We start from the raw sequence: 25,967 nt of genomic DNA on the forward strand, positions 1-25,967 counted from the left end.
ATTATTTAGTCTCGCAAACTTATTGTATTTCCTTAGGTTGAGAAGAGCAATGTTCATATAACTTAACAGATCGAAAAATATAAAAAGGAGGAAAAATGAAAGATAAAAGAAGAGGTTTTACTTTAGTTGAATTAATGGTTGTTTTATCTATATTATTATTAGCATCAGTGCTAATAAGCGGAATATTAATACAAGGATATAAAGTTTATAATAGAACTGAAAATTATTCTGTAGGAGAAGATCAATTTAGAAAAGCAGTAATGAGTATAGAAAATGTAGTTGAGGATTATAATTCAAAAGATGTATTTATATATACTAATAAAAATAAGATATTACTAATTAATGATAATTATGAAATTGATAATCAAGAGTCATTAATGGTCGTAGTTCCAAAAGGATATGCTAAAAAAAATATAGTGTATATTAAGGCTACTAATAAAAATGGTGATATTAATTTATTACAAGTAAGTTTTAGTATTGATGATAAAACTAGGCTTTTAAATGATGATAAGAGTGATAATATAAGTATTTCAGTATCAAATGACGACATAGTTATATTAATTAATAACTTAGATATATCCAACAATATAGAGTTTAGTAAAAATGAAAATTTAATTAATATGAATATTATAGGCATAAAAGGTAATGTTGATAGAGAATATTCATCAAGTTTCTCTACTGATATTAATGAAAAAATGGATATTGAATTAGGAATTAATGGGGAAGGAAGTAATAATGGAAATGGAAATATAGGGTCAGTTACAACAGATAAAGTAAATTGTAATATATTTAATCATTTTATATCTGCAAAAAATATTGATATAAATGTTAAAGAGTTTATAAGTCAAAAGCTAGATGTTATTAGGTGTGAAGGAATAAAGTTTAATAAGATTAATGGAAATGAAGTCGAAGTAGAGTATGGTGATGTTTATCCACCTTCATTTACATTTTTAAAGAAAAATAGCATTTCTATCAATAATATAGATAGTATTGATAAAACATATATAACTGATGAAATAAATGAAGAAGATATATTGAATGGGGTAGGATACATAGAGATAGATGGATATAAGGTATATTTAGTTAATTATTATCAGGTGAATATTAATCAGAGTAGTAATTTAGAGAATACAATTTTTATTTGTAATGGAGATATAAACATTAATTTAATAAATGACATAAGGATGAATAACAGTATAATTGTTGGTAAAAATGTTACAATTAACAATAATAATAGAGGGTTTGAAGTTTTAAATGATTATAATGAACTATCATTAAATATCCAACAACAAATAAATAATATAATAGCAAGGTTTGCACCTAAAAATACTATTAATTATGTAGCATGTGAAAACGAATATAATAAAGTGAAAATATATAGTGGGGAAGACATTAAAGATTGGCAAAGTGGTGCTGAATGGAGTATTTTTATTGAAAATAATACTGATAAACAGATAAATTCTATGAAAATATTATTTGAATTTATACCTAATAAAAATATAACGGCTATATATAATGTTAATAGTTGGAGAAAAATTGATGAAAATAATTATGAGATTAATTGGAAATCTAATAATTCAGAAATACAGCCTGGAAACAAAAAGAATATATTAATACAGAGTCAAGGTAATATTGGGACTGAGCTTATTAGAAATGTAAAAGTATATTATGAGTAGGTGATTTAATGAAAAAAAGGGGAGCAACATTGGTAATAGTTTTAGTCGTTACAGCGGCCTTGTTGATAATAGGAACAGCTGTATCAGGAAGTGTTATTAATACTATGAAGTTAAATGCTAATTACAGTGCAAATGTTGATTTAGAATTGGCAGCAAAGTCCGGATTAAGTATTTTAAAGAATAATTTAATAAAAGAATTATCTTCTGTAAATAAAATAGAAAATTTACCAAATGAATTTGAAAAAATAGATATTACTTTTAGTGATTCAAATAGTTTTAAAGGTATTAAGGTTAAAGGTAATAGAAAATATAAAAAAACAACTAATGATTTAGGTGAAGATATTTATGAATATACTATAACAAGTATAGCTTATAAAGAAAGCAATTCTACTATTCAAAAGAAAGAGGAACAAATTATTAGTGTAAATCTTACTGTAGATAGTGTAGGTAACATAATATTTAATCCATTTGCTTGCTTAAATGTAAAAGGGGATATTGAAGTAAAGGAAAATAACCAATTAAGTTTTATAGATAGTATAGCATCAGGAGGAAAGATTGATATTAATAATCAAATAGTTAAAGACTCAGGGAATAATAGTGAACTTAATAGTTTAAATATTAGAATAAATCAAATCAATGTTGAAAATTTTGTCAATGAATTAGGTAATGATGATAAATGGAGCAATATTCAATTTGATTATACTTTAGAAAATTCTCAAATTAAGTCAGAGGATTTAAATAAAATAGAAAATAAAACTGTGAAAGTAAATAATAGTTTAGATTTTTATAATAACAATATTGAAACTATAGAACTTGTTAATAGTACATTAGTTGTAGAGCAGTCGATAAGGTCTAATAAGCCATTAACTATTATATTAAATAATAGTAATTTAATAGTTAAAGGTGGGATTGAGATAAATAATAAGATAAATATAGTTATAAGCAATAGTAGTTTGATGTGTATAAAACAAAGAATATATTCTAATAGCGGAATAAATATAAATTCACAAGATAGTAAGTTGCTAGTTAAGGAATCGGGAGTGGATGTAAATAAGCAACTAAATATAAAACTATATAATAGTGATTTATATATTAAAGAAAATATATATGCTAGAGGTATATTTACATTAGAATCAAATAATAGTAATACTATAACAGGATCAATTGATTCGAGTGAATATGTAATTTGGGACTTGATTGATAGTGGTTTTTTAGTTAATGGAGAATTATATAGTAGAGAAACTTTTACTACTAATATAAGGAATAGTGCTATTATTGTTATGAAAAATATTAATAGTCCGAGTGGAAAGCCAGTGGGATATACAATAAATAATAATGGGAAAAGTTTTATTTTGGTACTAGGAAAATTATATTTTTATAAAGTTGATATAAATATAAATGCAATAGGGCTTATACCTTCTAGTGAGAAAGTGTTGAATTTTATTAACGAGTTTTTAACTAATTAAAAAAAGATGAAGTTATATAAAATAGGATTGAATAAGAATTAAGTTCTATAAATTAAAAATATTTATATTTAGATAATAACTAAAATAATAATTTATCATAAAATAAGTAGAGATATTAATAAAATTACTAAAAATGAACAATAAGATATTTATAAATGCTAATAATATACCACAAAGATGGTAAATATATTATTAGCATTTATTTGTTTCAATTTATTATATTGACAAGCCATAAACCATAAACTATAATAATAAAAAGCGAAAAAACACGAATAATAAAACAACTCATATAAACCCTGAATATGGCAGGGTGTTTCTACTGAAAACCTTAAATTTTCATCTATGAGTGAGTTTGATATACTTACCTAAACACGAATAATGTATAGGGTAAAAGCATATTAATGTTCACTTATAGATAGCGGACTTAATATGCTTTTTTTTATTTGATTAACCCCAAAAATAAATAATCAGATATAAAATGCATTTATTACATAAATATAAAGATAAATAATTATGATAGGAGAGATTAAGTATGGCAAGAATATTAAAAACAGCTTACACATTTGATGATGTATTACTAGTACCAAACAAATCAGAGGTTTTACCAAATCAAGTTTCATTAAAAACTCAATTAACAAAGACAATAACACTAAACATACCACTAATGAGTGCAAGTATGGATACTGTTACTGAATCTAAGATGGCAATTGCAATGGCTAGAGAAGGCGGAATCGGAATAATACACAAAAACATGACAATTGAAGATCAAGCAAAAGAAGTTGATAGAGTTAAGAGACAAGAAAATGGAGTAATTACAGATCCAATATTCTTGAATGAAGACCATACAGTAAGAGAAGCATTAGAATTAATGTCTCAATATAGAATCTCAGGTGTTCCAGTTACAAGAGGAACTCAATTAGTAGGAATCATAACTAACAGAGACATAGTTTTTGAAACAAACTATGATAAAGTAATTTCAGAAGTTATGACTAAGAGTCCATTAGTAACAGCTCCAGAAGGAACAACATTAGAAGAAGCTTTAGAAATATTAAAGACTCATAAAATAGAAAAATTACCTTTAGTTGATTCAGAAAACAACTTAAAAGGTCTTATAACAATAAAGGATATAGAAAAAGTTAGAGCATATCCAAACGCAGCAAAGGATTCAAGAGGAAGACTGCTTTGTGGAGCATCAGTTGGAATAACTAATGATATGATGGATAGAGTTGATGCCTTAGTTAAAGCTCAAGTTGACGTTATTACATTAGATACAGCTCACGGTCACTCTAAAGGAGTTATTGATGGTGTTAAAAAGATAAAAGCTAAATATCCTGATCTTCAAATAATTGCTGGTAATGTTGCTACTGCAGAAGCTACAAGAGATTTAGCTGAAGCTGGAGCTGACTGTATAAAGGTTGGTATTGGACCAGGATCAATTTGTACAACAAGAATAGTTGCTGGGGTAGGGGTTCCTCAATTAACTGCAGTTATGGATTGTGCTGAAGAAGGAAGAAAACATGGAGTTCCAGTAATTGCTGATGGTGGACTTAAGTATTCAGGAGATATAGTTAAGGCTTTAGCTGGTGGAGCTTGTGCTTGTATGATGGGATCAATGCTTGCTGGTTGTGAAGAAGCACCAGGTGAAATGGAAATATATCAAGGAAGAAGTTATAAAGTTTATAGAGGAATGGGTTCTTTAGGGGCTATGGAGAAAGGTTCTTCTGATAGATACTTCCAAAATGGTACTAAGAAATTTGTTCCAGAAGGTGTTGAAGGAAGAGTTGCATATAAGGGACCAGTAGCTGATACTTTATACCAATTAATAGGTGGAATAAGATCAGGTATGGGATACCTTGGAGCTCCAACTTTAGAAGATTTATTTGAAAATGCTGGATTTGTTGTTCAAACTGCATCAGGAATAAGAGAAAGTCATCCACATGATATAAATATAACTAAGGAAGCACCAAATTATAGTGTTAGAGAATAGTTTGGATGGTTAATAGTTAATAGTTCTTAGTTAATAGTTAGATATGGAAACTCCTTTTTGGAGTTTCTGTGTTTAGATTTTAACATTTTTGTTGAAAAGTGTATAATTTTACGAGATAATTAAAGAAAAAACATTAGGAGGATTCTAATGAGTAGAGAATTAGTATTAGTACTTGACTTTGGTGGTCAATATAATCAATTAATTGCAAGAAGAGTTAGAGAGTGTAATGTATATTGTGAGGTTCATCCTTATAATTTAAGCGTTGAAAAAATAAGAGAAATGAACCCAAAAGGAATAATCTTCACTGGAGGACCAAACAGTGTATATGGTGAAAATTCTCCTTTATGTGATAAGTCTATATTTGAATTAGGAATACCTGTACTTGGTATTTGCTATGGTTCACAACTTATGTCTCATGTACTTGGAGGAAAAGTTGCTACTGCGCCTGTAAGTGAATATGGTAAGACAGAAGTTGCTGTTGATGTTGAATCAAAATTATTTGAAGGTGTTGCACCATCAACAATTTGTTGGATGAGTCACACTGATTACATAGAAAGAGCTCCAGAAGGATTTAAAATTATAGGAAATACTCCTGTTTGTCCAGTTGCAGCTATGGAATGTGCAGAAAAGAACTTATATGCAGTTCAATTCCATCCAGAAGTTATGCATACTCAAGAAGGAACTAAGATGTTATCAAACTTTGTTTATAACATTTGTAAGTGTTCTGGAGATTGGAAAATGGATTCATTTGTTGAAAAGACAATTGAAGAAATAAGAGAAAAAGTAGGAAATGGTAAAGCTTTATGTGCATTATCAGGTGGAGTTGACTCATCTGTTGCAGCAGTTTTATTATCAAAAGCTATTGGAAAGCAGTTAACTTGTGTATTTGTTGACCATGGTTTACTTAGAAAAAATGAGGGAGATGAAGTAGAAGCTATATTTGGACCAGAAGGTCAATATGACTTAAACTTTATTAGAGTTAATGCTCAAGAAAGATTCTATGAGGCTCTTGCTGGGGTAGAAGATCCAGAAACTAAGAGAAAAATCATAGGTGAAGAATTCATTAGAGTATTTGAAGAAGAAGCTAAGAAAATTGGAGCTGTGGACTTCTTAGTTCAAGGTACAATTTATCCAGATATAATTGAAAGTGGATTAGGAGATTCAGCTGTAATTAAGTCTCACCACAATGTTGGAGGACTTCCTGATTACGTTGATTTCAAAGAAATAATCGAACCATTAAGATTATTATTTAAAGACGAAGTTAGAAAAGCTGGTTTAGAGCTTAATATACCAGAACATTTAGTATACAGACAACCATTCCCAGGACCAGGACTTGGTATTAGAATTATTGGTGAAGTAACTGCTGAAAAAGTAAGAATAGTTCAAGATGCAGATGCTATTTATAGAGAAGAAATAGCTAAGGCTGGACTTGATAAAGAAATCGGTCAATACTTTGCAGCTTTAACTAATATGAGATCTGTAGGAGTTATGGGTGATGAAAGAACTTATGATTATGCAATTGCTTTAAGAGCTGTAACTACAAGTGATTTCATGACAGCAGAATCTGCTGATTTACCATGGGAAGTTCTTGGAAAAGTAACTACTAGAATAGTAAATGAAGTTAATGGTGTAAACAGAGTAATGTATGATTGTACAGGAAAACCACCTGCAACTATTGAATTTGAATAATAAATAAAATTCTCGGAATGTCTTTTATTAAGCATTCCGAGTTTTTTTATTTACAATATTGAAAGTTGTATGGAAAAAACAATTAAAATGTGTTAAAATTTAACAGTAAGTGCGTGATGAAATTTAATAATGGACATAATTTTTACTATGATAATTATAAAGCAGATAGGGTAAAATCTTATCTGCTTTTTTAGAAAATTACTAGAAAAAGGTTGTGAAAAGTATTATAGTAAAAACTGTGGTAATATATACCAAATATTATAGTGTTAATAGGAGGAGGATATGAATAATAGAAATGAGGTTAATAAATTAAAAATAATGTCCTGTTGGATATTTGTAGTTGTTGCAATTGCATTAGGAATTAGAAACGTAAGTGATAATAATATAGATAATAATAAAAGTAGTGTTAATAGTAGCAAGAAAAATGAAAGTATAGAGGAGATAAATAATAAAGAGGGTTTGTTAGCAAAGTCTAGAAGTCAAGAGCAGAATAAATCTTTTAGTACAGATAGTGATACTTTAAAAAGTAATGAAATTAAAAGATTAGAAGGTATATTGAATGATGAATTATTTATATTAGTAAATGAAAATAATAAACTTGAGGATGATTATGTGCCTAGTACTTTGGTTGAGTCAGATATAGCTTTTGAAGAGTATATTGAATGTAAGCAGTTAGATGAGAGGACAAGTAATGCAGCAAAGGAAATGTTTAATGCTGCGTTGAATGATAATGTTAATCTTATAGCTATTTCTGGATATAGAGGTTATAGCGTTCAAGAAAATTTATATAATTCAAGAGTAGAAGTAAAAGGAGTTGAAAAAACTAGACAATATACAGCTGAGGCAGGTGCATCAGAACATCAAACAGGATTGGCGATTGACATAGTGTGTAATGATTATCCATACTTAGATGAGGGTTTTGAAAATACTGATGCATTTAAGTGGCTATATAATAATTGCTATAAGTATGGTTTTATTCTTAGGTATCAAAAGGGAAAGGAAGATATTACAGGATATAACTATGAACCATGGCATTTTAGATATATTGGAAATGCTAATATAGCTAAAGATATTATGGATAGAGGGATTTGTTTTGAAGAATTTATTAATGAAGTGAATTTTCAAATAGAAGAACTTAAAGGTGTAAGTAACTAGGTAAAAAGTATTTTATTAAATATTAATATGTTGATATTGATTTAAGTTATAGTTAAGAGAAGAAGTGAAAGGAGTATTGATATGGGAAAAGATGAAATGGAAAATAAGGATAAAGAAAAAATAGAAGAATTTAAAACTGTTGATGCAAAAGAATATGAAAATGACTATGAGGAAGATGAAGATGATTATGAAGAAGGAAGTTCTAAAGCAAAAAAAGCTATAATAATTATAATTGTTTTAATATTATCGCTTTCAACGGTCGCTGTTTTATGGGCAAATGGATATGAAATAGTTAATTTTGCTTTGAACAAGGTAAGTGAATCAAAAAATGAGGTAGAAATACAAGAAGAAAATGTTGATAACACAGAAGAAAATATTACAGCTGAAGCTGTTGATATTAACACAATATATGATATGATTCATCGTATGGCAAATACTATAATAATAGCTGAAGATGGTAACATATGGGGAAAAGATGAGATAACTGAAGATAACATAGATAAAGTTTTATATCAGCTAAATGGTAGAGATGAATATCTTGATACAGAATTAAAGAAGTGGAAAGGGTTAGATTTTTCTAATGGTGTAGAAGTTCATAATTATGTATGGACAAAACTTGGTGGAACTATAGGTAAGGCAAAATCGTTAGATGAGCAAAGTATAGAAACTATTGTTAACTCTTTAAGTGAATAATCTAATTATATTTATGAATATAATATATATGGATATGCATATAAGAATTAATGATAAATAATTTATAAATTTCTATAAAAATAAGGAATTTATAGTGTAGGATTACAAAAATTATTTTAGGTCTTGAAAAGTCGGAAAGTAATATCGTATAATGTCGTCAAAATAGATAAATAATTTGGGTTTAAATTGTTAGCATAAGATAAATTATGATATAATAAAAAATGTTAAAAATACCACAATATTCGGAGGTAAAATTATGAAAAATGGTTTAAGTTTAGATTTATCAAAAGTTCAACCATATGCATCTTTGGCTGAATTAGATAAAATGGAAGGTATGGTTAATTTTGCTCACAATACTGTTCATGAAGGAACTGGTGCAGGGAGCGACTTTTTAGGATGGTTAGACCTACCTGTAAATTATGATAAAGAGGAATTTGCAAGAATTAAAGTTGCAGCTAACAAAATTAAAGAAAATTCAGATGTATTAATAGTTATTGGTATTGGTGGATCATATTTAGGAGCAAGAGCTGCTATAGAAGGGTTAACAAATAACTTTTATAATATGTTACCAAACAATGCAAGAAAGACACCTAAGGTATTCTTCGTAGGAAATAACATAAGTTCAACATATATTAGCGATTTATTTGAAGCTATTGAAGGATTAGATGTTTCTGTTAATGTTATATCTAAATCTGGTACAACTACTGAGCCAGCTATAGCTTTCAGAATGTTCAAAGACTTCATGGAAAAGAAATATGGAGTTGATGGAGCTAAGGAAAGAATATTTGCTACTACTGATAAAGAAAGAGGAGCATTAAAAGGATTAGCTGACACTATGGGTTACGAAACATTTGTAGTTCCTGATGATGTTGGTGGAAGATTCTCAGTATTAACAGCTGTTGGGTTATTACCAATCGCAGTTGCTGGAATTGATATAGATGAATTAATGCAAGGAGCTGCTGATGCTAGAGAAAAATACTCTAACCCATCATTAAAAGATAATGATTGTTATAAGTATGCAGCTATGAGAAATGCATTATACAATAAAGGAAAGAATGTAGAAGTTTTAGTTAACTATGAACCTTCATTACACTATTTTAATGAATGGTGGAAGCAATTATATGGAGAATCAGAAGGTAAAGATCAAAAGGGTATATTCCCAGCTGCTGTTGATTTCTCAACAGACTTACATTCAATGGGACAATTCATTCAAGATGGTAGCAGAATAATGTTTGAAACAGTTCTTAATGTAGAAAAAGCTACAAAAGAACTTACTATAGAAGAAGTTGAAGGAAATATTGATGGATTAAACTTCTTAGCTGGTAAGACAGTTGACTTCGTTAATAAACAAGCATTCAACGGAACATTATTAGCTCACTGTGATGGTGGAGTTCCTAACATGATTTTAAATATTCCAGAATTAACACCATATTACTTTGGACAATTAGTTTACTTCTTCGAAAAAGCTTGTGCAATTAGTGGTTATCTTTTAGGAGTTAATCCATTTGACCAACCAGGTGTTGAAGCATACAAGAAGAATATGTTTGCTTTACTTGGTAAACCAGGATTCGAAGATTTAAAAGCTGAATTAGAAGCAAGACTTAAGTAAGCCTCCAAATTTTATATTTGGCAAGGCGAACCTACTCCTTTGACGATAGGAAAAGGAGTTTCCCTTAAGTTTTAGTACAATGAAGATTATTGTTGATGGAGATGCCTGTCCTGGTATCTCCATTATTGTAAATATAGCAAAGGAATATGGATTAGAGCTTATAATATATTGTGATATTAATCACTATATAAATGTAAGCTATGGTGAAGTTAGAATTGTGGATAGTGGATTTCAGAGTGTTGATATGAAGGTTGTAAATGAATGTTTAAGTAATGATATTGTAATCTCACAAGACTACGGTGTAGCTGCCATTTGCTTAGGGAAAAAAGCTAGTGTAATTAGTCCAAAGGGATATATTTATACTAATGAAAATATAGGTGCTATGCTTGAACAAAGACATTTATCTCAAAAGATAAGAAGAGGCGGTGGAAAGACACCAAATGCAAAGAAAAGGTCTTATGAAGATGACGATAGATTACGAAAAAATTTATTATATTTAATAAAAGAAAAAAATATAGGATAAACTGTAGAAAAATATCTATAGTTTGTTCTTTTTTTTATACTTTCATAGACAAATTTCAGTTTTTATTTTGCAAAGTAAAGAGTATAATTTATATAGAAAATTATGTAAAACGATAAAGCTATGTAAAGTGATTAACTTAATTATAGATAATATGGTGAGGGGGAAGAAAAATGAAAGAGGTACTAATTGATTTTGACAATAAAAGCCCTGCTGATTTGAACGAGAGTGTAAATATTACAGCATTTTCAACTGAAAATGATGATGTTGAATATAAATTTATAGAAGGATTAGAAGGAATTTGGAAGCCTATACAGGATTTTTCTAAAAGCAATATATGTACATGGAAACCCTCTAAGCCAGGAAGATACATGATAATGGTTCAAGGAAAATCAACTTCATGTAAGAAATCATACGATTATCTTGGGAAATCAGAATATGAAGTTATAGAAAATGAGAAGTTGATAAAAGAAGTAGAAGTTAATAATAAAATAAGAGTAGGTGAAAAATCTACAATAAGTGTAACTTCTAAGGAAGATTTAGTATTATATAGATTTTGGGTTAATGGAGAAAAGGATTGGGAAATTCTAAGGGATTATAGCACTGAGAGAGAATATATTTTTACTGGAGTTGAAGCTGGCAATTTTGAAATATTAATAGAATGTAAAAAGATAGATTCTGAAAGAAATGTAGATGATTTTACTACTGTTAAGATTGAAGTTAATGAATTAGATAAAATAGAAATTACTAATTTTGAATGCTTAACAAACAATAAGTTAGTAAATGAAGAATTAATTTTTAAGGTGGAATCAAATTATCAGCAAAATAGGCCATTACTATATAAATTTTTGAAGGTAAATAAGGAAGGAAAGGTTATTTGTATTCAAGATTTTTCTTCTAGAAGCATAGTCACGTTTAAAGAAAAGGTTCCTGGTCAATATAAATTATTATGTTTAGTAAGGGATATGTTTTCATCAAAAAGTTTTGATGATAGGGCTGTTATATTATATAACGTTGATCCGTATGAAGAAATTAAAATTAGGAGTTTTAAAAGTGATGTTAAATCACCACAAGCAGCTGGAACTGTTATTAATTTAAAGGCAGATGTTGATGGAGGAAGAGAATTATTATATAGATATATAATAGAAGGGCCTATTTCTGAAGATAGTGGATATATTAGAGGAAATGAGTGTGTTTGGGAACCTAGAGATGAGGGCAAATATAAAATAACATTAAAAGTTAAAGATATTTCATTTGAAGGTGATCATGAGGATATTACTTCTATTCAATATGAAATTTTAAATAAGGGAGAAAAGCCAGTTAGAATATCTGATGTTAAGTGTGATAAGGGCAGAAAGTGTATAATTGGAGATAAAATAAATATTAAAGTAAAAACTGATGGTGGTATAAAACCTCTTTATAAATTTACAATTTATAAAGAAGGAATTCAAAAAGAAAGTATAGATTATGGAATAAATAATTGGATTGATTTTATTCCAGCTGAATCAGGAACATATGAAGTAGATATTAAAGTTAAAGATGAATTTTCTTCAAGGCCATATGATGCATCAACATCATTATTTATAGATGCAAAGGATTATATAGCAGCGGATATTGATTATGTATTATTAAATAGTAAGGAAATTTATTTAGTAGATGATATTATTAATGTTGAAGCAATAGTTAAAAATACTAAAGATGTTTTAGTTAAATTTGTTACAAAGATAAATGGATATGAGGTAGAAAATACTGGATTTGTAACAGAAAAAGCAATAAAAATAAAGCCGAAATGTCCTGGAAAATATTCATTTGTAATTTATGCGAAAAATGTGAAGTCTACTGAAGAATATGATAGTAAAAAAGAGGTTTCTATCTATGTTCAAGAAGTAACTCCTGTTAATTCTACTAAAATACAGCTTTACTCTGATGAATTCAAAATAGGACAAGAAGTAACTTTTGAAGCAACATCACATGGTGGAAAAGAAGTTTGTTATGAATTTTATATTATGATAAATGGAGAATGGGTATTATCTCAAAGTTATAGTAGAAAGAGTTACTATACATTTGTTCCATTTAAAAATGGAAGTTATAGAGTTTTAGTATTAGCTAAGAGTTTCCATAAAGATATTCCTTATGAAGATTATGATACAATAGAATTTGAAGTAAAATAAGAAATGCCGTTTTAATGGAACATTCATATTTTGAAGGTTCTATTGAAGCGGTACTTTTAATTTCTTGCATTTGTGGAATATTAATAATAGAATAAGCTATATAAAGTTTAACGAGGTGTTGTATGGAAAGACTAGATAAGGTACTGTCTAATTTAGGATATGGTACAAGAAAAGAACTTAAGAAAATTTGCAGAAGTGGATTAGTTGAAGTTAACGGAGAAATAGCTAAGGATAGTGGAATGCAAGTTGATCCTGAAAAAGATAAAATAATAATTAATGGTGAAGAAATATTTTATAGAAAATTTATTTATTTAATGATGAACAAACCAGAAGGGGTTGTTTCAGCTACATATGATAACAGAGATGAAACTGTTGTTGATTTATTAGAAATTGATCATCAAGTATTTGAACCATTCCCAGTTGGAAGATTAGATAAGGATACAGTAGGGTTATTATTATTAACTAATGATGGAGAATTAAATCATAGATTAATTTCTCCTAAATGGAAAGTTGATAAAGTTTATTACGCAAAAATAGATAAAAAAGTAACTGATGAAGATGTTGCAAAATTTAAAGCTGGAATTACTTTAGATGATGGTTATTTATGTAAAGAAGCAAAGCTTGAAATATTAAATGCAACTGATGAAGGTTCAGAAGTTATGGTAACTATTCAAGAAGGAAAATTCCATCAAGTTAAGAGAATGTTTGAAGCTGTTGGTAAGAGCGTTGTATATCTAAAAAGAACAGAATTTGGAACTTTACCTTTAGATGAAGATTTAGAAGAAGGCGAATATAGAGAGTTAACAGAAGAGGAATTAGCCATTTTAAAGAGCTTTTAACGAAAGAAAACAAAAAATGATAGAATAACATTCATGATGTTAAAAATCAGCAAGATATTTTTCAAAAATCCCTTGCAATATAATTTTTTCTCTACTATAATATTAATGCAAGGATAAATAAAAGGAATTAAATAGCCCCCTTTTTATTTATTGCTTATTGCTGAAGCGCAACCTGGCCCCAAGGGTTGCGTTTTTTTGCGTTCTTTTTTAAATTTGCAATTTTTGGAGTGGAAATTTGATAAATAAACAGGGTATAAAAACCATAAAATTCCATAACCATACAATTAAATTTTTATTTTAAGGTAATAATATATACTGTTATGCTATAATAAGCTTTAGATAGATTATACGTTCGATTTGATTTTGAAGGTATTTGACTTAGATATGTTTTTGAAGGGAGGATGTTCTTTTGGATTTAAAATCTTTATTAAACAAAGAACAATATGAAGGCGCAGTAACTGTGGATGGACCTGTACTTATTTTAGCAGGAGCAGGTTCAGGAAAAACTAGAGTTTTAACTTATAGAATGGCTCATATGATAGAAGATCTTAATATCTTTCCATATAAAATCTTAGCTATTACTTTTACTAATAAGGCTGCAAAGGAAATGCAGGAAAGAGTTCAGGCTATTATAGGAGATAAGGCCAAAGATATGTGGATTTCAACATTCCACTCTACTTGTGTGAGAATATTAAGAAGAGAAATTGAAAAGTTAGGATATAAAAAGAATTTTACTATATATGATGGAACAGATCAAAAGACACTTATAAAAGAATGTATAAAAATTCTTCAAATTAATGATAAAGAAATTACTGAACAAGAAATAATGGGTAAGATAAGCAAAGCAAAAGATAATATGCAAAGTGCTGATTCTTATTATAGAGAACATGAATCAAACTTTAGGGAAAAGAAGATTGCTGAAGTTTATAAAATGTATCAAAAAAGATTGAAGGAAAATAATGCTTTAGATTTTGATGATTTAATTTGTAAGACTGTTGAATTATTTAAGAAAGATCCTGAGACTTTAGAGTTTTATCAAAGAAAGTTTCAATATATCATGGTAGATGAGTATCAAGATACAAATGGAGCTCAATATGAATTGGTGACTTTGCTTGCAGCTAAACATAGAAATTTATGTGTAGTAGGTGATGATGACCAATGTTTAGTTGAAGGAACATTAATAACTACAAAAGACGGAACAAAGAAAATTGAAGATTTAAAGTGTGGAGATAATATACTTGTTGCAGCTGGTAATGGAGAAACAGCTATTTTACCTATTACTGATATAAGTAAGAAACAGTATACTAATGAAGTAATTAAGGTTAGAACTGTTAATGGAAAGGTAATTAAATCAACACCAAATCATTTAACTTTTGGAAAAGTGGCATTAGAAGAAGATAAGTATTATGTTTACTTAATGTATAAAAATGGACTTGGATATAGAATAGGTCAAACCTCATCTATAAGAAGTAGAGAGAATAAAAATACTAGTGGATTAGCTGTAAGATTAAATGGAGAACAGGCAGATAAGATTTGGGTAATAAAGGTATGTGATTCTAAAGAAGATGCAACTTATTATGAACAATATTATGCTATTAAATATGGAATACCAACAGTGGTATTTAATGCAAGAGGCAGAAACATTGTTTTATCTCAAGAGAAAATAAATAAAATGTTTGAAGAAATAAATACAGTTGATGCAGCAGAAAGGCTTATGGAAGAAGAGTATTTATATAAAGAATATCCACATCATTTATGTAATGCAGTTATAAGGGAAAATTCGGTTAGAAAGAGAGTTAATATAAGCTTCTTTGCTGGTAAAAAATCTATACAAAGGGGATTATGTAGCCATAGAATTGGATTAAATTCATCAGGAGAAGAAGAAAGAGAAAAGTTTGTATCTGCTGGATTTAATGTTAGAAATGGTGAGAGAAATACCTATAGAGTAGAAACTGAAAGAGCTTTATATGATGAAGCAGAAGAATTTACAAGAAATTTAGCCGCAGTTGAAGATTTTGAAATATTAAGAAAAGCAAAATTAAGTACTGATAAGAGCTTTATGTTCATGCCAATGGGAAGTTTAAGAGAAGGTATGATAATAGCTGTAAATAATAATGGTGTAATAGAAGAAGATAGAATAGTATCTATTGAAAGAGAATTATATAGTGGATTCGTTTATGATTTAAATATAGATAATGCAAGAAACTATATTGCAAATGATATTGTAGTTCACAACTGTATCTATCAATGGAGAGGTGCAGATATTAAGAATATCCTTGGCTTTGAAAAGGATTATCCAGAAGCTAAGGTTATAAAACTTGAGCAAAATTATCGTTCAAAAGGTAATATATTAAATGCAGCTAATGTTGTTATAGTTAATAATGCAAATAGAAAAAGTAAAGTATTAAGAACTGAACAAGAATTAGGTAGTAAAATTAAAATATATAGAGCGTTTTCAGATAGTGATGAAGGTACTTTCGTAGCAAATCAAATTGAAAAAATAAAAAGAGAGCAAAATAGACAATACAAGGATTTTGCTATACTTTACAGAACAAATGCTCAGTCACGTATATTTGAAGAAAGCTTAAGAAGAGCTGCAATAGCTTATAAAATTGTTGGTGGAACAAAGTTCTATGATAGAAAAGAAATTAAAGACATGTTAAGTTACTTAAAGGTGCTTGTTAATCCTTCAGATAGTATAGCTTTAAGAAGAATTATAAATGTTCCTAAAAGAGGAATAGGAGATGCAACTATACAAAAAGTTTTAGATTTTGCTGAAAGTTATGAATTAACTTTATGGGATGCATTATCAGAAGTTAGAACTATACCAACACTAACAGCGAGAAACTGTGCTGGTATTGAAAAGTTCATGGAACTTATGGAAAATTTAATGATGATATCTGAGACTGTTCCAGTATCACATTTAATAGAAACAATTCTAGAGGATACAGGATATATTAGAGAACTTGAGGCTTCAAAGCAAATAGAAGATAAGAGTAGAATAGAAAACTTAAAAGAATTAGTATCAGATGCTGTTGATTTTGAAAAAACATATGAAGCAGAAAAGAGAAGTGGATCAGCTGATTTTGATATAAATAAAACTCAATTAGAAGCTTATTTAGAAAAGGTATCACTTGTTCAAGATACTGATAAACTTGAAGATGAAGAAGATGAAAATGGAACAGTTGTATTAATGACCATTCATAGTGCAAAGGGGTTAGAATTCCCAGTTGTATTTATGGTTGGAATGGAAAATGGAATATTCCCAGGTCAAGCTTCATTTAATAGTGATGCTGAAATGGAAGAATCAAGAAGACTTTGTTACGTTGGAATAACTAGAGCAAAAGAAACCTTATTTATGACATCTGCTGAAGTAAGAAGAGTATTTGGTAGAACTGTTGCATATCCTCAATCAGACTTTATTTCAGAAATTAAGCCAGAATTAAGAGAATATGTATCTATGACTGGAGAAACAAGAGACTTAACTCAGGGTGCAGCTAAGACACCTTCAACTAATAGATTTAAGCCAACTTATAGTAATCCACATAGTTTAAGAAGTGATTACGGAACATTTGAAAATAGAAACTTTGGTGGAAGTGGGCTATCAAGAACAAATAGTTCAACAAATTCAAATAGTTCATCTTCATTAATGACAGCAGCAGAGGCAACTATGGGAAGAAAAGTTAAGCATAATAAGTTTGGAGAAGGAACAATTGTATCAGTTGCTGATGTTAATGGAGATAAAAAATTAACTATTGCATTTGATAAACAAGGAATAAAGAACTTAATGTTATCAATGGCAAAGCTTGAACTTTTATAAATTGCCATTTAAGAAAGGAAGATTTTAATGGATAAGAAAGCTCGTATAGAAGAATTAGTTGAACTTTTAAATAAATATGCTTATGAATATTATTCTTTAGATAATCCATCAGTTACAGATAAAGAATATGATAGTAAATATGATGAATTAAAGGCTTTAGAAGAAGAAACAGGATATGTACTTCCTTATTCACCAACACAAAGAGTTGGAGATGTTACTTTACAAGGGTTTTCTAAATATACACATAAAGCTAGATTATGGAGTTTAGATAAAGCACAAAGCTTTGAAGAAATAATAGATTGGCATAATAGAAATGTTAAATTTGTAAATGAAATGAATTCTAGAGGCGAAAACTTACCGCCATTAAGATATGTAATAACAAAGAAGTTTGATGGGCTTACTATTAATTTAACTTATAATGAAGATGGAGTAATGGAAGTTGCAGCTACAAGGGGAAATGGTGAAACTGGTGAGGTAGTAACAGCTCAAGTTAAGACAATAAAATCTATTCCTTTAAAAACTTCAAAAGGAGACTTGTTTGAAGTTCATGGTGAAGCAATTATGACTACTGAAGCTTTTGAGAAATATAATGCAACATCAGAAACTCCTCTTAAGAATTTAAGAAATGGGGCAGCAGGAGCACTTAGAAATTTAAATGTTAAAGAAACAGCAAGAAGAGGACTTTCTGCGTTCTTTTATGATGTAGGTTATAAAGAAGGGCAAAACTTTAAAAGTTATGAAGAAATGTTAAACTTTATAAAGGAAAAGGGACTTCCTATGGATGCATATATAAGGTATGCAGACAATCTAGAGGATGTAAAAAAATATATAGACGAAATCAAAGATATGAGATTTGATTTAAATTATGATATTGATGGAGTAGTTATTGCTATTGATGACATAAGAACTAGAGAGCTACTTGGATATACTATTAAATTCCCAAAATGGGCAATTGCATTTAAGTTTGAAGCTCAAGAAGCTACGACTACATTATTAGATGTTGAATGGAATGTTGGTAGAAGTGGAAGAGTTGGACCAACAGCAATACTTGAACCAGTAGAACTAGCAGGGGTAACTGTAAAAAGAGCAACTTTAAACAACATGGATGATATTAAAAGAAAAGGAGTAATGATTGGAGCAGAAGTATTCATAAGAAGATCTAATGATGTTATTCCAGAAATTATGGGTGTTGTAGAAGATTCTCTAGAAAATGCTACTGAAATAAAAGTACCAGAAACTTGTCCGGCTTGTGGAAGTCATTTAGTTTTAGATGGAGCACATTATTTCTGTGAAAATACATTATCTTGTAAGCCGCAATTGGTAAAAAGTATAGTTCATTTTGCTTGTAGAGATGCTATGAATATCGAGGGATTCTCAGAAAAGACAGCAGAGCAATTGTTCGAAAAACTAGATATTAGATCAATAGCAGATTTATATAAACTTAATTTTGATGAACTATTAACTTTAGATAAATTTGGACCAAAGAAGGCTCAAAATCTTTTAGATGCAGTTGAAAGAAGTAAAACACCAGAATTATATAGATTTATATATGCACTTGGAATTCCTAATGTAGGAGTTAAAACTGCTAAAGATTTAGTAAATAAGTTTAAATCTATTGAGGGATTAAAAAATGCTACATTTGAAGAGTTAATTTCAGTCCAAGATGTTGGTGATATAGTAGCTAAATGTGTATTAGAATTTTTCCATGAAGAAAAAGTATTAAATACAATAGAAGAATTATTCAATTTAGGAGTAAAACCTATATTTGAAGAAACTGTAATAGTAGAGAGTTCTTTTAATGGTAAGACAGTTGTAGTAACAGGTACATTGCAAAATTACTCTAGAGGTGAAATAAAGGCTAAACTTGAAGGTTTAGGAGCTAAGGTTTCAGGAAGTGTAAGTAAAAAGACTGATTATGTTATTGCAGGAGAAGAGGCAGGTTCTAAATTGACTAAAGCTCAAGATTTAGGAGTTACTGTTTTAACTGAAGAAGAATTTGAAAAAATGATTTAGACATAAAAAAGTAGTTACAAATTCATTTGTAACTACTTTTTTATATTATATTATCATCAAACTTTATAATGTTATCATCATCGTTAGTAATTGAATCATCCATTAAGAACTCAGGTTCATAAAGTGGATCATTTTTTTTTGTATCATTTTCAAGTGCTGAAATACTTTTATTTATTTTTTCAAGTAAAAATGTTTGAATTCTTTGATTTTTAAGCATTTTTAAAAAAGCTATGAAAGACCATATTCCAATGAACATAAAGCAAATCATAAATATTATTGCTACTGATTGAAATATTATTTGAACTATTTGCATTGCAGTTGTCATATAATTAGTACCTCCATAAAAATATAAAAGGAAACTAAGCTTCTTTCAGTGGCTTAGTACACACAGTGTAACTTCTACTACTCTAAATATAAGATTTAGGGTATCAGTTAAGTTCGATTGACAAAATGTAAAATTTTGAATCTTACTTAAATGATTATATCATAAATTGGGAAAATTTCTATAAAAATAATTTACTTATTATTGAAAAAGATTAATTCTCTATAATTATGTCTATAATTATAGAAAAGTATAACAAGAGAGGGGAAATAAATTTGAAAAAGATAATAGCAGCTATTTCTGTTTCGATTGTAACAATAATTATATTATTAAGTTTTATAGATAGGACACCACAGGAAAGTGAAAGTAATACTGCAGATATTGTTTATTCAATAACAAGTATACCAGAAAATTTAAAATCTATTGGTGAATTAAATAAAAGAGAACAAGATATAGTATGTGCTACAAGCAAAGGCTTAGTGGAGTTAGATGCTGAGGGTAATATAAAACCAGTTTTAGCTCAGGACTACACTGTTAGTGATGATGGATTAGAGTATGTATTTAAAATTAGAGATGATATTTATTGGAGTGATGGCAGTAAGATTACCCCTAACGATATTGTAGATTTTTTTAGAGAAGTAATTACGGAAGAAAGTGAAATTTCTGCATTATTAAATGTATTTGGTGTAAAAGATTATATAAATGGTAGTAATTCATTTTCAAATACTGTTGCTATAACTAGCACTGAAGATAGTTTGAAAATTAGATTGAATTCAAAGGATGATGGATTTATTGAGGAACTAACTAAGCCACAGTATCGAGTAAGAAAAGAGTTGCTGTTTTGGGAGGATATAGATAAAAATTATAGTTCCATTACATATTCAGGCAACTATTATATTTCTTCAATGAGTGATTCTGAAATAATTTTAAAGAGAGCTGATAATTCAAATGCAGAATTGGCTCAAACAATACATTTAGTTAAGGATGATAGTGAAGATTTGGCATTAGCTGCTTTTGAAATAGGTGAAAGAGATATTGTTATGAATCCACCTACAAGTCAATTACAAAGGCTTAAAGATGAGGGGAAATTAGTAGAAAGTCCATCTGATGAAGCTGTTTACTTAGCTTTTAATGGGAATAATGAAAATTTTTCAAATCAAGTCAAAAATGAAATATATAGATTGATTAGTAAAGCTATAGAAGAATATCAGAATAAAAATGATTTACTTCTTGAATTAGCTGAGTGTAGCTATTTTAGAGAGGATAAGGATGATTTAACAAAGTTGCAAAGCAGAAATGTTATGGTCAATTTCAAAAGTGATGTAGAGATGCCAAGTAAAATAGTTCTTGTAGCAAAAGAAAGCTTACAAAATAAAGATATAACTGATTATTTAACAGCGTGGTTTAAAGAAAATACAGATATAACTTTAGTTTGCAATTTGCTTACTGAAGATGATATGAATTTAATTAGTGAAAAAAATTATTATGATATTGCATTAGTAAATGTATATGCTAAGTTAGAAGATGATGAACAGCTTCTTGCGACAATATCAAGTTTTCTTCCCAAAAGTCAAAGGGATATGATAAATAATTCTAATTCTAAGGCTGAAAAAGAAGAATTATTTGCAGAGATAGAAGAAGAGCTTTTTAATAATTATAGAGTGTTACCACTATTATTTTATAATAATACTATAGCAGTTAATGATACTGAAGATGAAAATATTCTAGATGGTAATGGCAATATAGATTTCAGTGCTATTAAATAAATAGGTAAAGTGAAATAAAGTCGGCTTATGCCGACTTTATTTTATTAATTAGATAATGGTGGGTTAGCTTCATTATTATTTTTATCACTATCGCTTAATTCAGTTAAAATTGATTCATCAACAGTTATAAATGTATTATCAACAGAATTAGATGTTAATTCATCAGATGGAACTTCTGTTACAATATCTGCTTCAACCTTAGGAATTGAGTTTTCGGATTCTTCAATAGTAGTTGAGTTGTCATCGCGTATATCATTATTATCTGCGACCTCAACAGGAATTAATCCTAGTTCAGTCATATATTCATCTTTAAATAAGTGAATAAGTAAGAAGAAGTTTAAAAAATTCCTGTAACTATCAAATGTATTTTTGGTATTAGAAAATGTATCTTTACGTTTATTATAAGTAACATACTTGTTAAATATTGGTGCAACCCCAGTGCTTTCAGGGGCAGGGATATCTGGCATTCTAAAATAACTTTCATCTACCATATCTTTTGAGCTTAAAGTAAAGCCTCGATAACGTTCATAATCATCTAATGTAGGTGCCTCAGGCCAACTAGAAATTATTCCTGAGTTTATTATAAACTTTTTATAAACAGTAGATATCATATTTCTATGCTCAGATGAATTAGTAGATACATCATCATAAATAATAAAAGCTAAAATGTAAAATGTAATATCAAAGCAGGAATATTTAATTTCTTTTTTTGATGATAACTTATAAAAAGAACCCTTATCCTCATCATATAAAGAGTATAGTCGATTTATTATTTCAGTAGATTTCTCTAAAAATGATATTATTTTTGTATGTTTATAAGATAGGGTTAAAACTAATGAGCATAATGCAGATGTATCTAAAGAGTCAACATAATAGTCCTTTTCATCAAATTTACACATTGCATAATCAGCTAAATCTATTATAAAATCCTTAAGCTCATTATCGTTTTTATAGCTATATAAAATATTTAATGATAGTAGAACTTTACAAATTTCATCTAGTGAGCATTCGTATAATTTATCTTTAAAGTCATAAAACATGTTTAAAATTTGTAATGAAAACTCCGCGTATGATTCTGAAACATCATCTTTTGGATTCTTAATAGAAAACATATAATATGCAAGCATCATAAAAGCTTGATCTGAAAACTTAAATTTATTATCTTTATCAACTAAATTAAAGTTTCTAGCATTATTTTCTAGCAAGTTCTTCTTATCTACGAAAACTCCTTCACCGTTTCGTAGGTTTGAAGAGTAAAACTCAAGTTGATCCTTAGATATACTATTGTATAAATCATACAAGGCATAATTACTACTATCTATGTTTTCAAAACTTCTATAGTAATCTAGCAATTCTAATAAGCATAAAGTCATTAAAGCATTAGTACTTGGGTTAATTTCTTTTTTGAAAGAATCTTCATCAAATCCATTTGAATTTTTACTATGAATAAAGTTTGCAGATGACTTCCTGTAAACACATAATAGTGGAGAAAAATTACTATTTGTGGTAATATCAATGGAGGAAGATGATTTATTCTTTTTTATTTTAGAAACTAAACCACATTTGGATTGTAGTACTATAGTTTTTACTGCTTCTTTAGATAAATAAAAAAGTTGTCCGTTAATTTCCTTTTCAGAAAGGCTATTCATTCTAAAAAATGGCCCAATATATCTCAAATTCTTCACCTCTTAATTAATCCTTATATTAATATTATGAGTTAAGTGAGAATTTGTTGCATTATTTTTAAAAAAAGGAGAAATTTAATATATAGTAAGTAAAATTATGAAATGGAGGAGTTTTTAATGAGAAGTGGAGCAAGAAGAAATGACCAAGTTAGAAATGCAAAAATAACAAGAAATTATATAAAACATGCAGAAGGATCTGTTTTAATAGAAGTAGGGGATACAAAGGTAATTTGTACTGCATCAATAGAAGAGAAAGTACCGCCATTTCTAAAAGGTAGTGGAGAAGGTTGGATTACAGCTGAATATAATATGTTACCACGTTCTACAGCAACTAGAAAACCAAGAGATATATCAAGGTTAAAAATTGATGGAAGAACAATGGAAATACAAAGGTTGATAGGAAGAGCTTTAAGATCAGTAGTTGATTTAAAAGCTTTAGGTGAAAAAACTATTTGGATAGATTGTGATGTTATACAAGCTGATGGAGGAACAAGAACTACCTCTATTTGTGGTGCTTTTGTAGCTTTAGTTGATGCTATGAACAAACTACATAAACAAAAACCATTTAAAGTTTATCCTATTAGAAAATTTTTATGCGCAACAAGTGTAGGAATTGTTGGAGAGGAAAAACTACTTGATTTATGCTATGAAGAGGATTCGATAGCAAGAGTTGATATGAATGTCATTGGAACTGATGAAGGTGAGTTTGTTGAAATACAAGGTACAGGCGAAGAGGCTCCATTTAATAGAGCAGAATTAAATGAATTATTAGATTTAGCGGAAAAAGGAATAAAGCAAATGATTCAATTACAAAAAGATTGCTTAAAGATGGATTCTTTATGGATTGGAACAGGAGAAGGAAAATAATATGAAAAAAATAGTTTTAGCTAGTAATAATTCTAAGAAAATAAAAGAAATTAAAGATATACTTAATGGATTAGAGTATGAGGTATATTCTTTGAATGATATGGATATTAACATAGATGTAGAAGAAGATGGAATTACTTTTGAAGAAAATTCTAAGAAAAAGGCTACTGAAATTTATTCATATTTGAAAAAAAGAGGAGAAGATAATTTTTTAGTTTTAGCTGATGATTCAGGATTAGAAGTAGATAGTTTAAATGGAGCACCTGGAGTGTATTCTGCTAGATATGCTGGTGAGCATGGGAATGACTATAAAAATAATATTAAGTTACTAGAAGAAATGAAGGGCTTCAAGGGTGATGATAGAAAAGCAAGATTTGTTTGTGTAATATCATTAGTTGATGAAAATGGTGAAACTAAAGTAGTTCGTGGAGAGGTTGATGGCTACATTATTGAAGAGCTAAAAACTGAAGGTGGATTTGGCTACGATCCATTATTCTTCTATGAAGGATTTAATAAGACTTTTGGAGAAGCTTCCTCGGAAGAAAAAAATGCAATTTCTCATAGAGGAAATGCTCTTAAAAAGCTTAAAGAAATACTTTAATTTAGTTAATAGTTAAGGAATAAAGTCTGCTTAGGCAGACTTTAGAATATTATTTAAGAAACTCAGAAAGGAGTTTCAACATGAACTATTAACTATAAACTATTAATTATTAACTTAATGGAAAGGATGATTTTATGCTTATTGCTGTAATCAGTGATTCACATGGAAATAGAATTAGTATAGATAAGGTTAAAAAAAGAATTAGTAGTGCAGATGTACTTTTATTCTTAGGAGATGGAGAAGAAGATCTAAGGGAAATTACAGAGGAATTCAAAGGGGAAGTATATGCTGTTAGAGGAAACTGTGATATGAGAGGATTATATCCAGAAGAAAGGCTAATTGAGCTTCAAGGTAAAAAGATATTTATGTGTCATGGGCATAGATATGGAGTAAAGTATGGATACAACTCTATCTTTTACAGAGGAAAAGAAGTTGGAGCAGATATAGTTTTATTTGGACATTCTCATATACCTATTATAGAAGAAGAGGATGGATTAATTTTGATGAATCCAGGAAGTATTTCATTAGGAATGGGAAGGTTAGATAAAACCTTAGGATACATTGATTTAATTGAGGGAAAAAGTCCAGTTACATATATAAAAGAGATATAAAATAAAAAAAATAAAAAAAATTTAAAAAAAGTGTTGACGGATTAAAAATCATCATGTAGAATAATCATTGTCGCTGCGAGATGTAGCGAAACGAAACAAGATGATTACCGGGGTGTGGCGCAGATGGGAGCGCGCGTGGTTTGGGACCATGAGGTCGCAGGTTCGATCCCTGTCACCCCGACCAGTTTAACTAAAAGAAACTCAAGTAGAATGAGGATATTCAATTGGTTAAATAAGAGATTTAAAATCTCAAATGTGCGGGTATCGTATATCGGTAATACTCCAGCCTTCCAAGCTGGAAAGGTGGGTTCGATTCCCACTACCCGCTCCAAAAAAGCTTAAAAAAAAGCTTGACATAAATAAAGAAATGTTTTAAAATAATAAACGTTCTTTGGTATTATGCGTGTTTAGCTCAGCTGGATAGAGCAACGCCCTTCTAAGGCGTGGGCCAGGAGTTCGAATCTCTTAACACGCACC

Annotated in this window: 18 protein-coding genes, 3 tRNA genes and 1 riboswitch; of the genes, 19 read left to right on the forward strand and 2 right to left on the reverse strand. The window is 28.9% G+C overall.

The annotated features are described in order from the left end of the window. The first annotated feature begins 95 nt into the window (after positions 1-95). The 12 genes from ABUA17_RS15105 (at position 96) to ligA (ending at position 19,638) form a co-directional block, all read left to right on the forward strand. Complete coding sequence (locus tag ABUA17_RS15105) at positions 96-1,676, forward strand: type II secretion system protein (protein WP_055291581.1); 1,581 nt, start codon at positions 96-98, stop codon at positions 1,674-1,676. 8 nt (positions 1,677-1,684) lie between these two features. After that, positions 1,685-3,142, forward strand: a complete 1,458-nt coding sequence (locus tag ABUA17_RS15110) for a pilus assembly PilX N-terminal domain-containing protein (RefSeq protein ID WP_195951717.1) — start codon at positions 1,685-1,687, stop codon at positions 3,140-3,142. A gap of 265 nt (positions 3,143-3,407) precedes the next feature. Continuing rightward, positions 3,408-3,505: riboswitch (purine riboswitch) on the forward strand. 169 nt (positions 3,506-3,674) lie between these two features. Next, entirely contained in the window at positions 3,675-5,129 is a 1,455-nt protein-coding gene (gene guaB, locus ABUA17_RS15115; RefSeq protein WP_042399221.1) for an IMP dehydrogenase, read from the forward strand. Positions 5,130-5,276: 147 nt separating this feature from the next. Beyond that, positions 5,277-6,818: a glutamine-hydrolyzing GMP synthase gene (gene guaA / locus ABUA17_RS15120; protein ID WP_042399225.1), complete on the forward strand. Its 1,542-nt coding sequence runs from the start codon at positions 5,277-5,279 to the stop codon at positions 6,816-6,818. Between the two features lie 282 nt (positions 6,819-7,100). Further along, entirely contained in the window at positions 7,101-7,973 is an 873-nt protein-coding gene (locus ABUA17_RS15125; protein ID WP_195951716.1) for a M15 family metallopeptidase, read from the forward strand. 81 nt (positions 7,974-8,054) lie between these two features. Continuing rightward, a complete protein-coding gene (locus ABUA17_RS15130) occupies positions 8,055-8,666 on the forward strand; it encodes a DUF6241 domain-containing protein (protein WP_052330695.1) in 612 nt (203 codons plus the stop codon). A gap of 256 nt (positions 8,667-8,922) precedes the next feature. Further along, positions 8,923-10,275: a glucose-6-phosphate isomerase gene (locus ABUA17_RS15135; protein ID WP_042399228.1), complete on the forward strand. Its 1,353-nt coding sequence runs from the start codon at positions 8,923-8,925 to the stop codon at positions 10,273-10,275. A gap of 79 nt (positions 10,276-10,354) precedes the next feature. Continuing rightward, the gene (locus ABUA17_RS15140; protein ID WP_042399233.1) at positions 10,355-10,798 is read left to right on the forward strand and encodes a YaiI/YqxD family protein; all 444 of its coding nucleotides are present in this window, start codon (positions 10,355-10,357) and stop codon (positions 10,796-10,798) included. Positions 10,799-10,968: 170 nt separating this feature from the next. Further along, entirely contained in the window at positions 10,969-12,966 is a 1,998-nt protein-coding gene (locus ABUA17_RS15145; protein WP_195951715.1) for a triple tyrosine motif-containing protein, read from the forward strand. 122 nt (positions 12,967-13,088) lie between these two features. Beyond that, positions 13,089-13,805, forward strand: coding sequence for a pseudouridine synthase (locus ABUA17_RS15150; RefSeq protein ID WP_042399239.1), 717 nt, complete (start codon positions 13,089-13,091; stop codon positions 13,803-13,805). A gap of 409 nt (positions 13,806-14,214) precedes the next feature. Further along, positions 14,215-17,625 (forward strand): UvrD-helicase domain-containing protein, encoded by a 3,411-nt coding sequence (locus ABUA17_RS15155; protein WP_042399242.1) that lies wholly within the window; start codon positions 14,215-14,217, stop codon positions 17,623-17,625. A gap of 27 nt (positions 17,626-17,652) precedes the next feature. Then, on the forward strand, positions 17,653-19,638 hold the full coding sequence (gene ligA / locus ABUA17_RS15160) for an NAD-dependent DNA ligase LigA (protein ID WP_042399244.1): 1,986 nt from the start codon (positions 17,653-17,655) through the stop codon (positions 19,636-19,638). Between the two features lie 40 nt (positions 19,639-19,678). Here ligA and ABUA17_RS15165 read toward each other — a convergent pair whose 3' ends face one another. Further along, positions 19,679-19,963, reverse strand: a complete 285-nt coding sequence (locus tag ABUA17_RS15165) for a hypothetical protein (protein WP_052330770.1) — start codon at positions 19,961-19,963, stop codon at positions 19,679-19,681. A gap of 272 nt (positions 19,964-20,235) precedes the next feature. Here ABUA17_RS15165 and ABUA17_RS15170 point away from each other — a divergent pair, with 272 nt between their 5' ends. Then, positions 20,236-21,726 carry an ABC transporter substrate-binding protein gene (locus tag ABUA17_RS15170; RefSeq protein ID WP_195951713.1) on the forward strand — a complete coding sequence of 497 codons (1,491 nt, stop codon included), beginning with the start codon at positions 20,236-20,238 and terminating at the stop codon, positions 21,724-21,726. 44 nt (positions 21,727-21,770) lie between these two features. Here ABUA17_RS15170 and ABUA17_RS15175 read toward each other — a convergent pair whose 3' ends face one another. Continuing rightward, positions 21,771-23,402: a hypothetical protein gene (locus ABUA17_RS15175; protein WP_195951712.1), complete on the reverse strand. Its 1,632-nt coding sequence runs from the start codon at positions 23,400-23,402 to the stop codon at positions 21,771-21,773. 126 nt (positions 23,403-23,528) lie between these two features. On the opposite strand from ABUA17_RS15175, the gene rph reads away from it, so the two are divergent. From rph to ABUA17_RS15205, 6 genes are all read left to right on the forward strand, one after another. Beyond that, complete coding sequence (gene rph, locus ABUA17_RS15180) at positions 23,529-24,278, forward strand: ribonuclease PH (protein ID WP_042402915.1); 750 nt, start codon at positions 23,529-23,531, stop codon at positions 24,276-24,278. A gap of 1 nt (position 24,279) precedes the next feature. After that, entirely contained in the window at positions 24,280-24,879 is a 600-nt protein-coding gene (locus ABUA17_RS15185) for an XTP/dITP diphosphatase (RefSeq protein WP_042402917.1), read from the forward strand. 134 nt (positions 24,880-25,013) lie between these two features. Then, positions 25,014-25,490 carry a metallophosphoesterase gene (locus ABUA17_RS15190; protein WP_042402919.1) on the forward strand — a complete coding sequence of 159 codons (477 nt, stop codon included), beginning with the start codon at positions 25,014-25,016 and terminating at the stop codon, positions 25,488-25,490. Between the two features lie 108 nt (positions 25,491-25,598). Further along, positions 25,599-25,674, forward strand: a tRNA-Pro gene (locus ABUA17_RS15195). Between the two features lie 73 nt (positions 25,675-25,747). Then, a tRNA-Gly gene (locus ABUA17_RS15200) sits at positions 25,748-25,821 on the forward strand. 70 nt (positions 25,822-25,891) lie between these two features. After that, a tRNA-Arg gene (locus tag ABUA17_RS15205) sits at positions 25,892-25,965 on the forward strand. Positions 25,966-25,967: the final 2 nt, after the last annotated feature.

Origin of the sequence: Clostridium sp. RTP31139st1_H3_RTP31139_211217, from assembly GCF_040227035.1 — a bacterium.
GTDB lineage: Bacteria > Bacillota > Clostridia > Clostridiales > Clostridiaceae > Clostridium > Clostridium saudiense.

Coding starts and splice junctions, on each gene's coding strand:
- ABUA17_RS15165 (WP_052330770.1), bottom strand. CDS start 19,963: ATGACAACTGCAATGCAAATAGTTCAAATAATATTTCAATCAGTAGCA.
- ABUA17_RS15130 (WP_052330695.1), top strand. CDS start 8,055: ATGGGAAAAGATGAAATGGAAAATAAGGATAAAGAAAAAATAGAAGAA.
- ABUA17_RS15185 (WP_042402917.1), top strand. CDS start 24,280: ATGAAAAAAATAGTTTTAGCTAGTAATAATTCTAAGAAAATAAAAGAA.
- ABUA17_RS15145 (WP_195951715.1), top strand. CDS start 10,969: ATGAAAGAGGTACTAATTGATTTTGACAATAAAAGCCCTGCTGATTTG.
- ABUA17_RS15150 (WP_042399239.1), top strand. CDS start 13,089: ATGGAAAGACTAGATAAGGTACTGTCTAATTTAGGATATGGTACAAGA.
- ABUA17_RS15135 (WP_042399228.1), top strand. CDS start 8,923: ATGAAAAATGGTTTAAGTTTAGATTTATCAAAAGTTCAACCATATGCA.
- ABUA17_RS15125 (WP_195951716.1), top strand. CDS start 7,101: ATGAATAATAGAAATGAGGTTAATAAATTAAAAATAATGTCCTGTTGG.
- rph (WP_042402915.1), top strand. CDS start 23,529: ATGAGAAGTGGAGCAAGAAGAAATGACCAAGTTAGAAATGCAAAAATA.
- ABUA17_RS15110 (WP_195951717.1), top strand. CDS start 1,685: ATGAAAAAAAGGGGAGCAACATTGGTAATAGTTTTAGTCGTTACAGCG.
- ligA (WP_042399244.1), top strand. CDS start 17,653: ATGGATAAGAAAGCTCGTATAGAAGAATTAGTTGAACTTTTAAATAAA.
- guaB (WP_042399221.1), top strand. CDS start 3,675: ATGGCAAGAATATTAAAAACAGCTTACACATTTGATGATGTATTACTA.
- ABUA17_RS15105 (WP_055291581.1), top strand. CDS start 96: ATGAAAGATAAAAGAAGAGGTTTTACTTTAGTTGAATTAATGGTTGTT.
- ABUA17_RS15140 (WP_042399233.1), top strand. CDS start 10,355: ATGAAGATTATTGTTGATGGAGATGCCTGTCCTGGTATCTCCATTATT.
- ABUA17_RS15190 (WP_042402919.1), top strand. CDS start 25,014: ATGCTTATTGCTGTAATCAGTGATTCACATGGAAATAGAATTAGTATA.
- guaA (WP_042399225.1), top strand. CDS start 5,277: ATGAGTAGAGAATTAGTATTAGTACTTGACTTTGGTGGTCAATATAAT.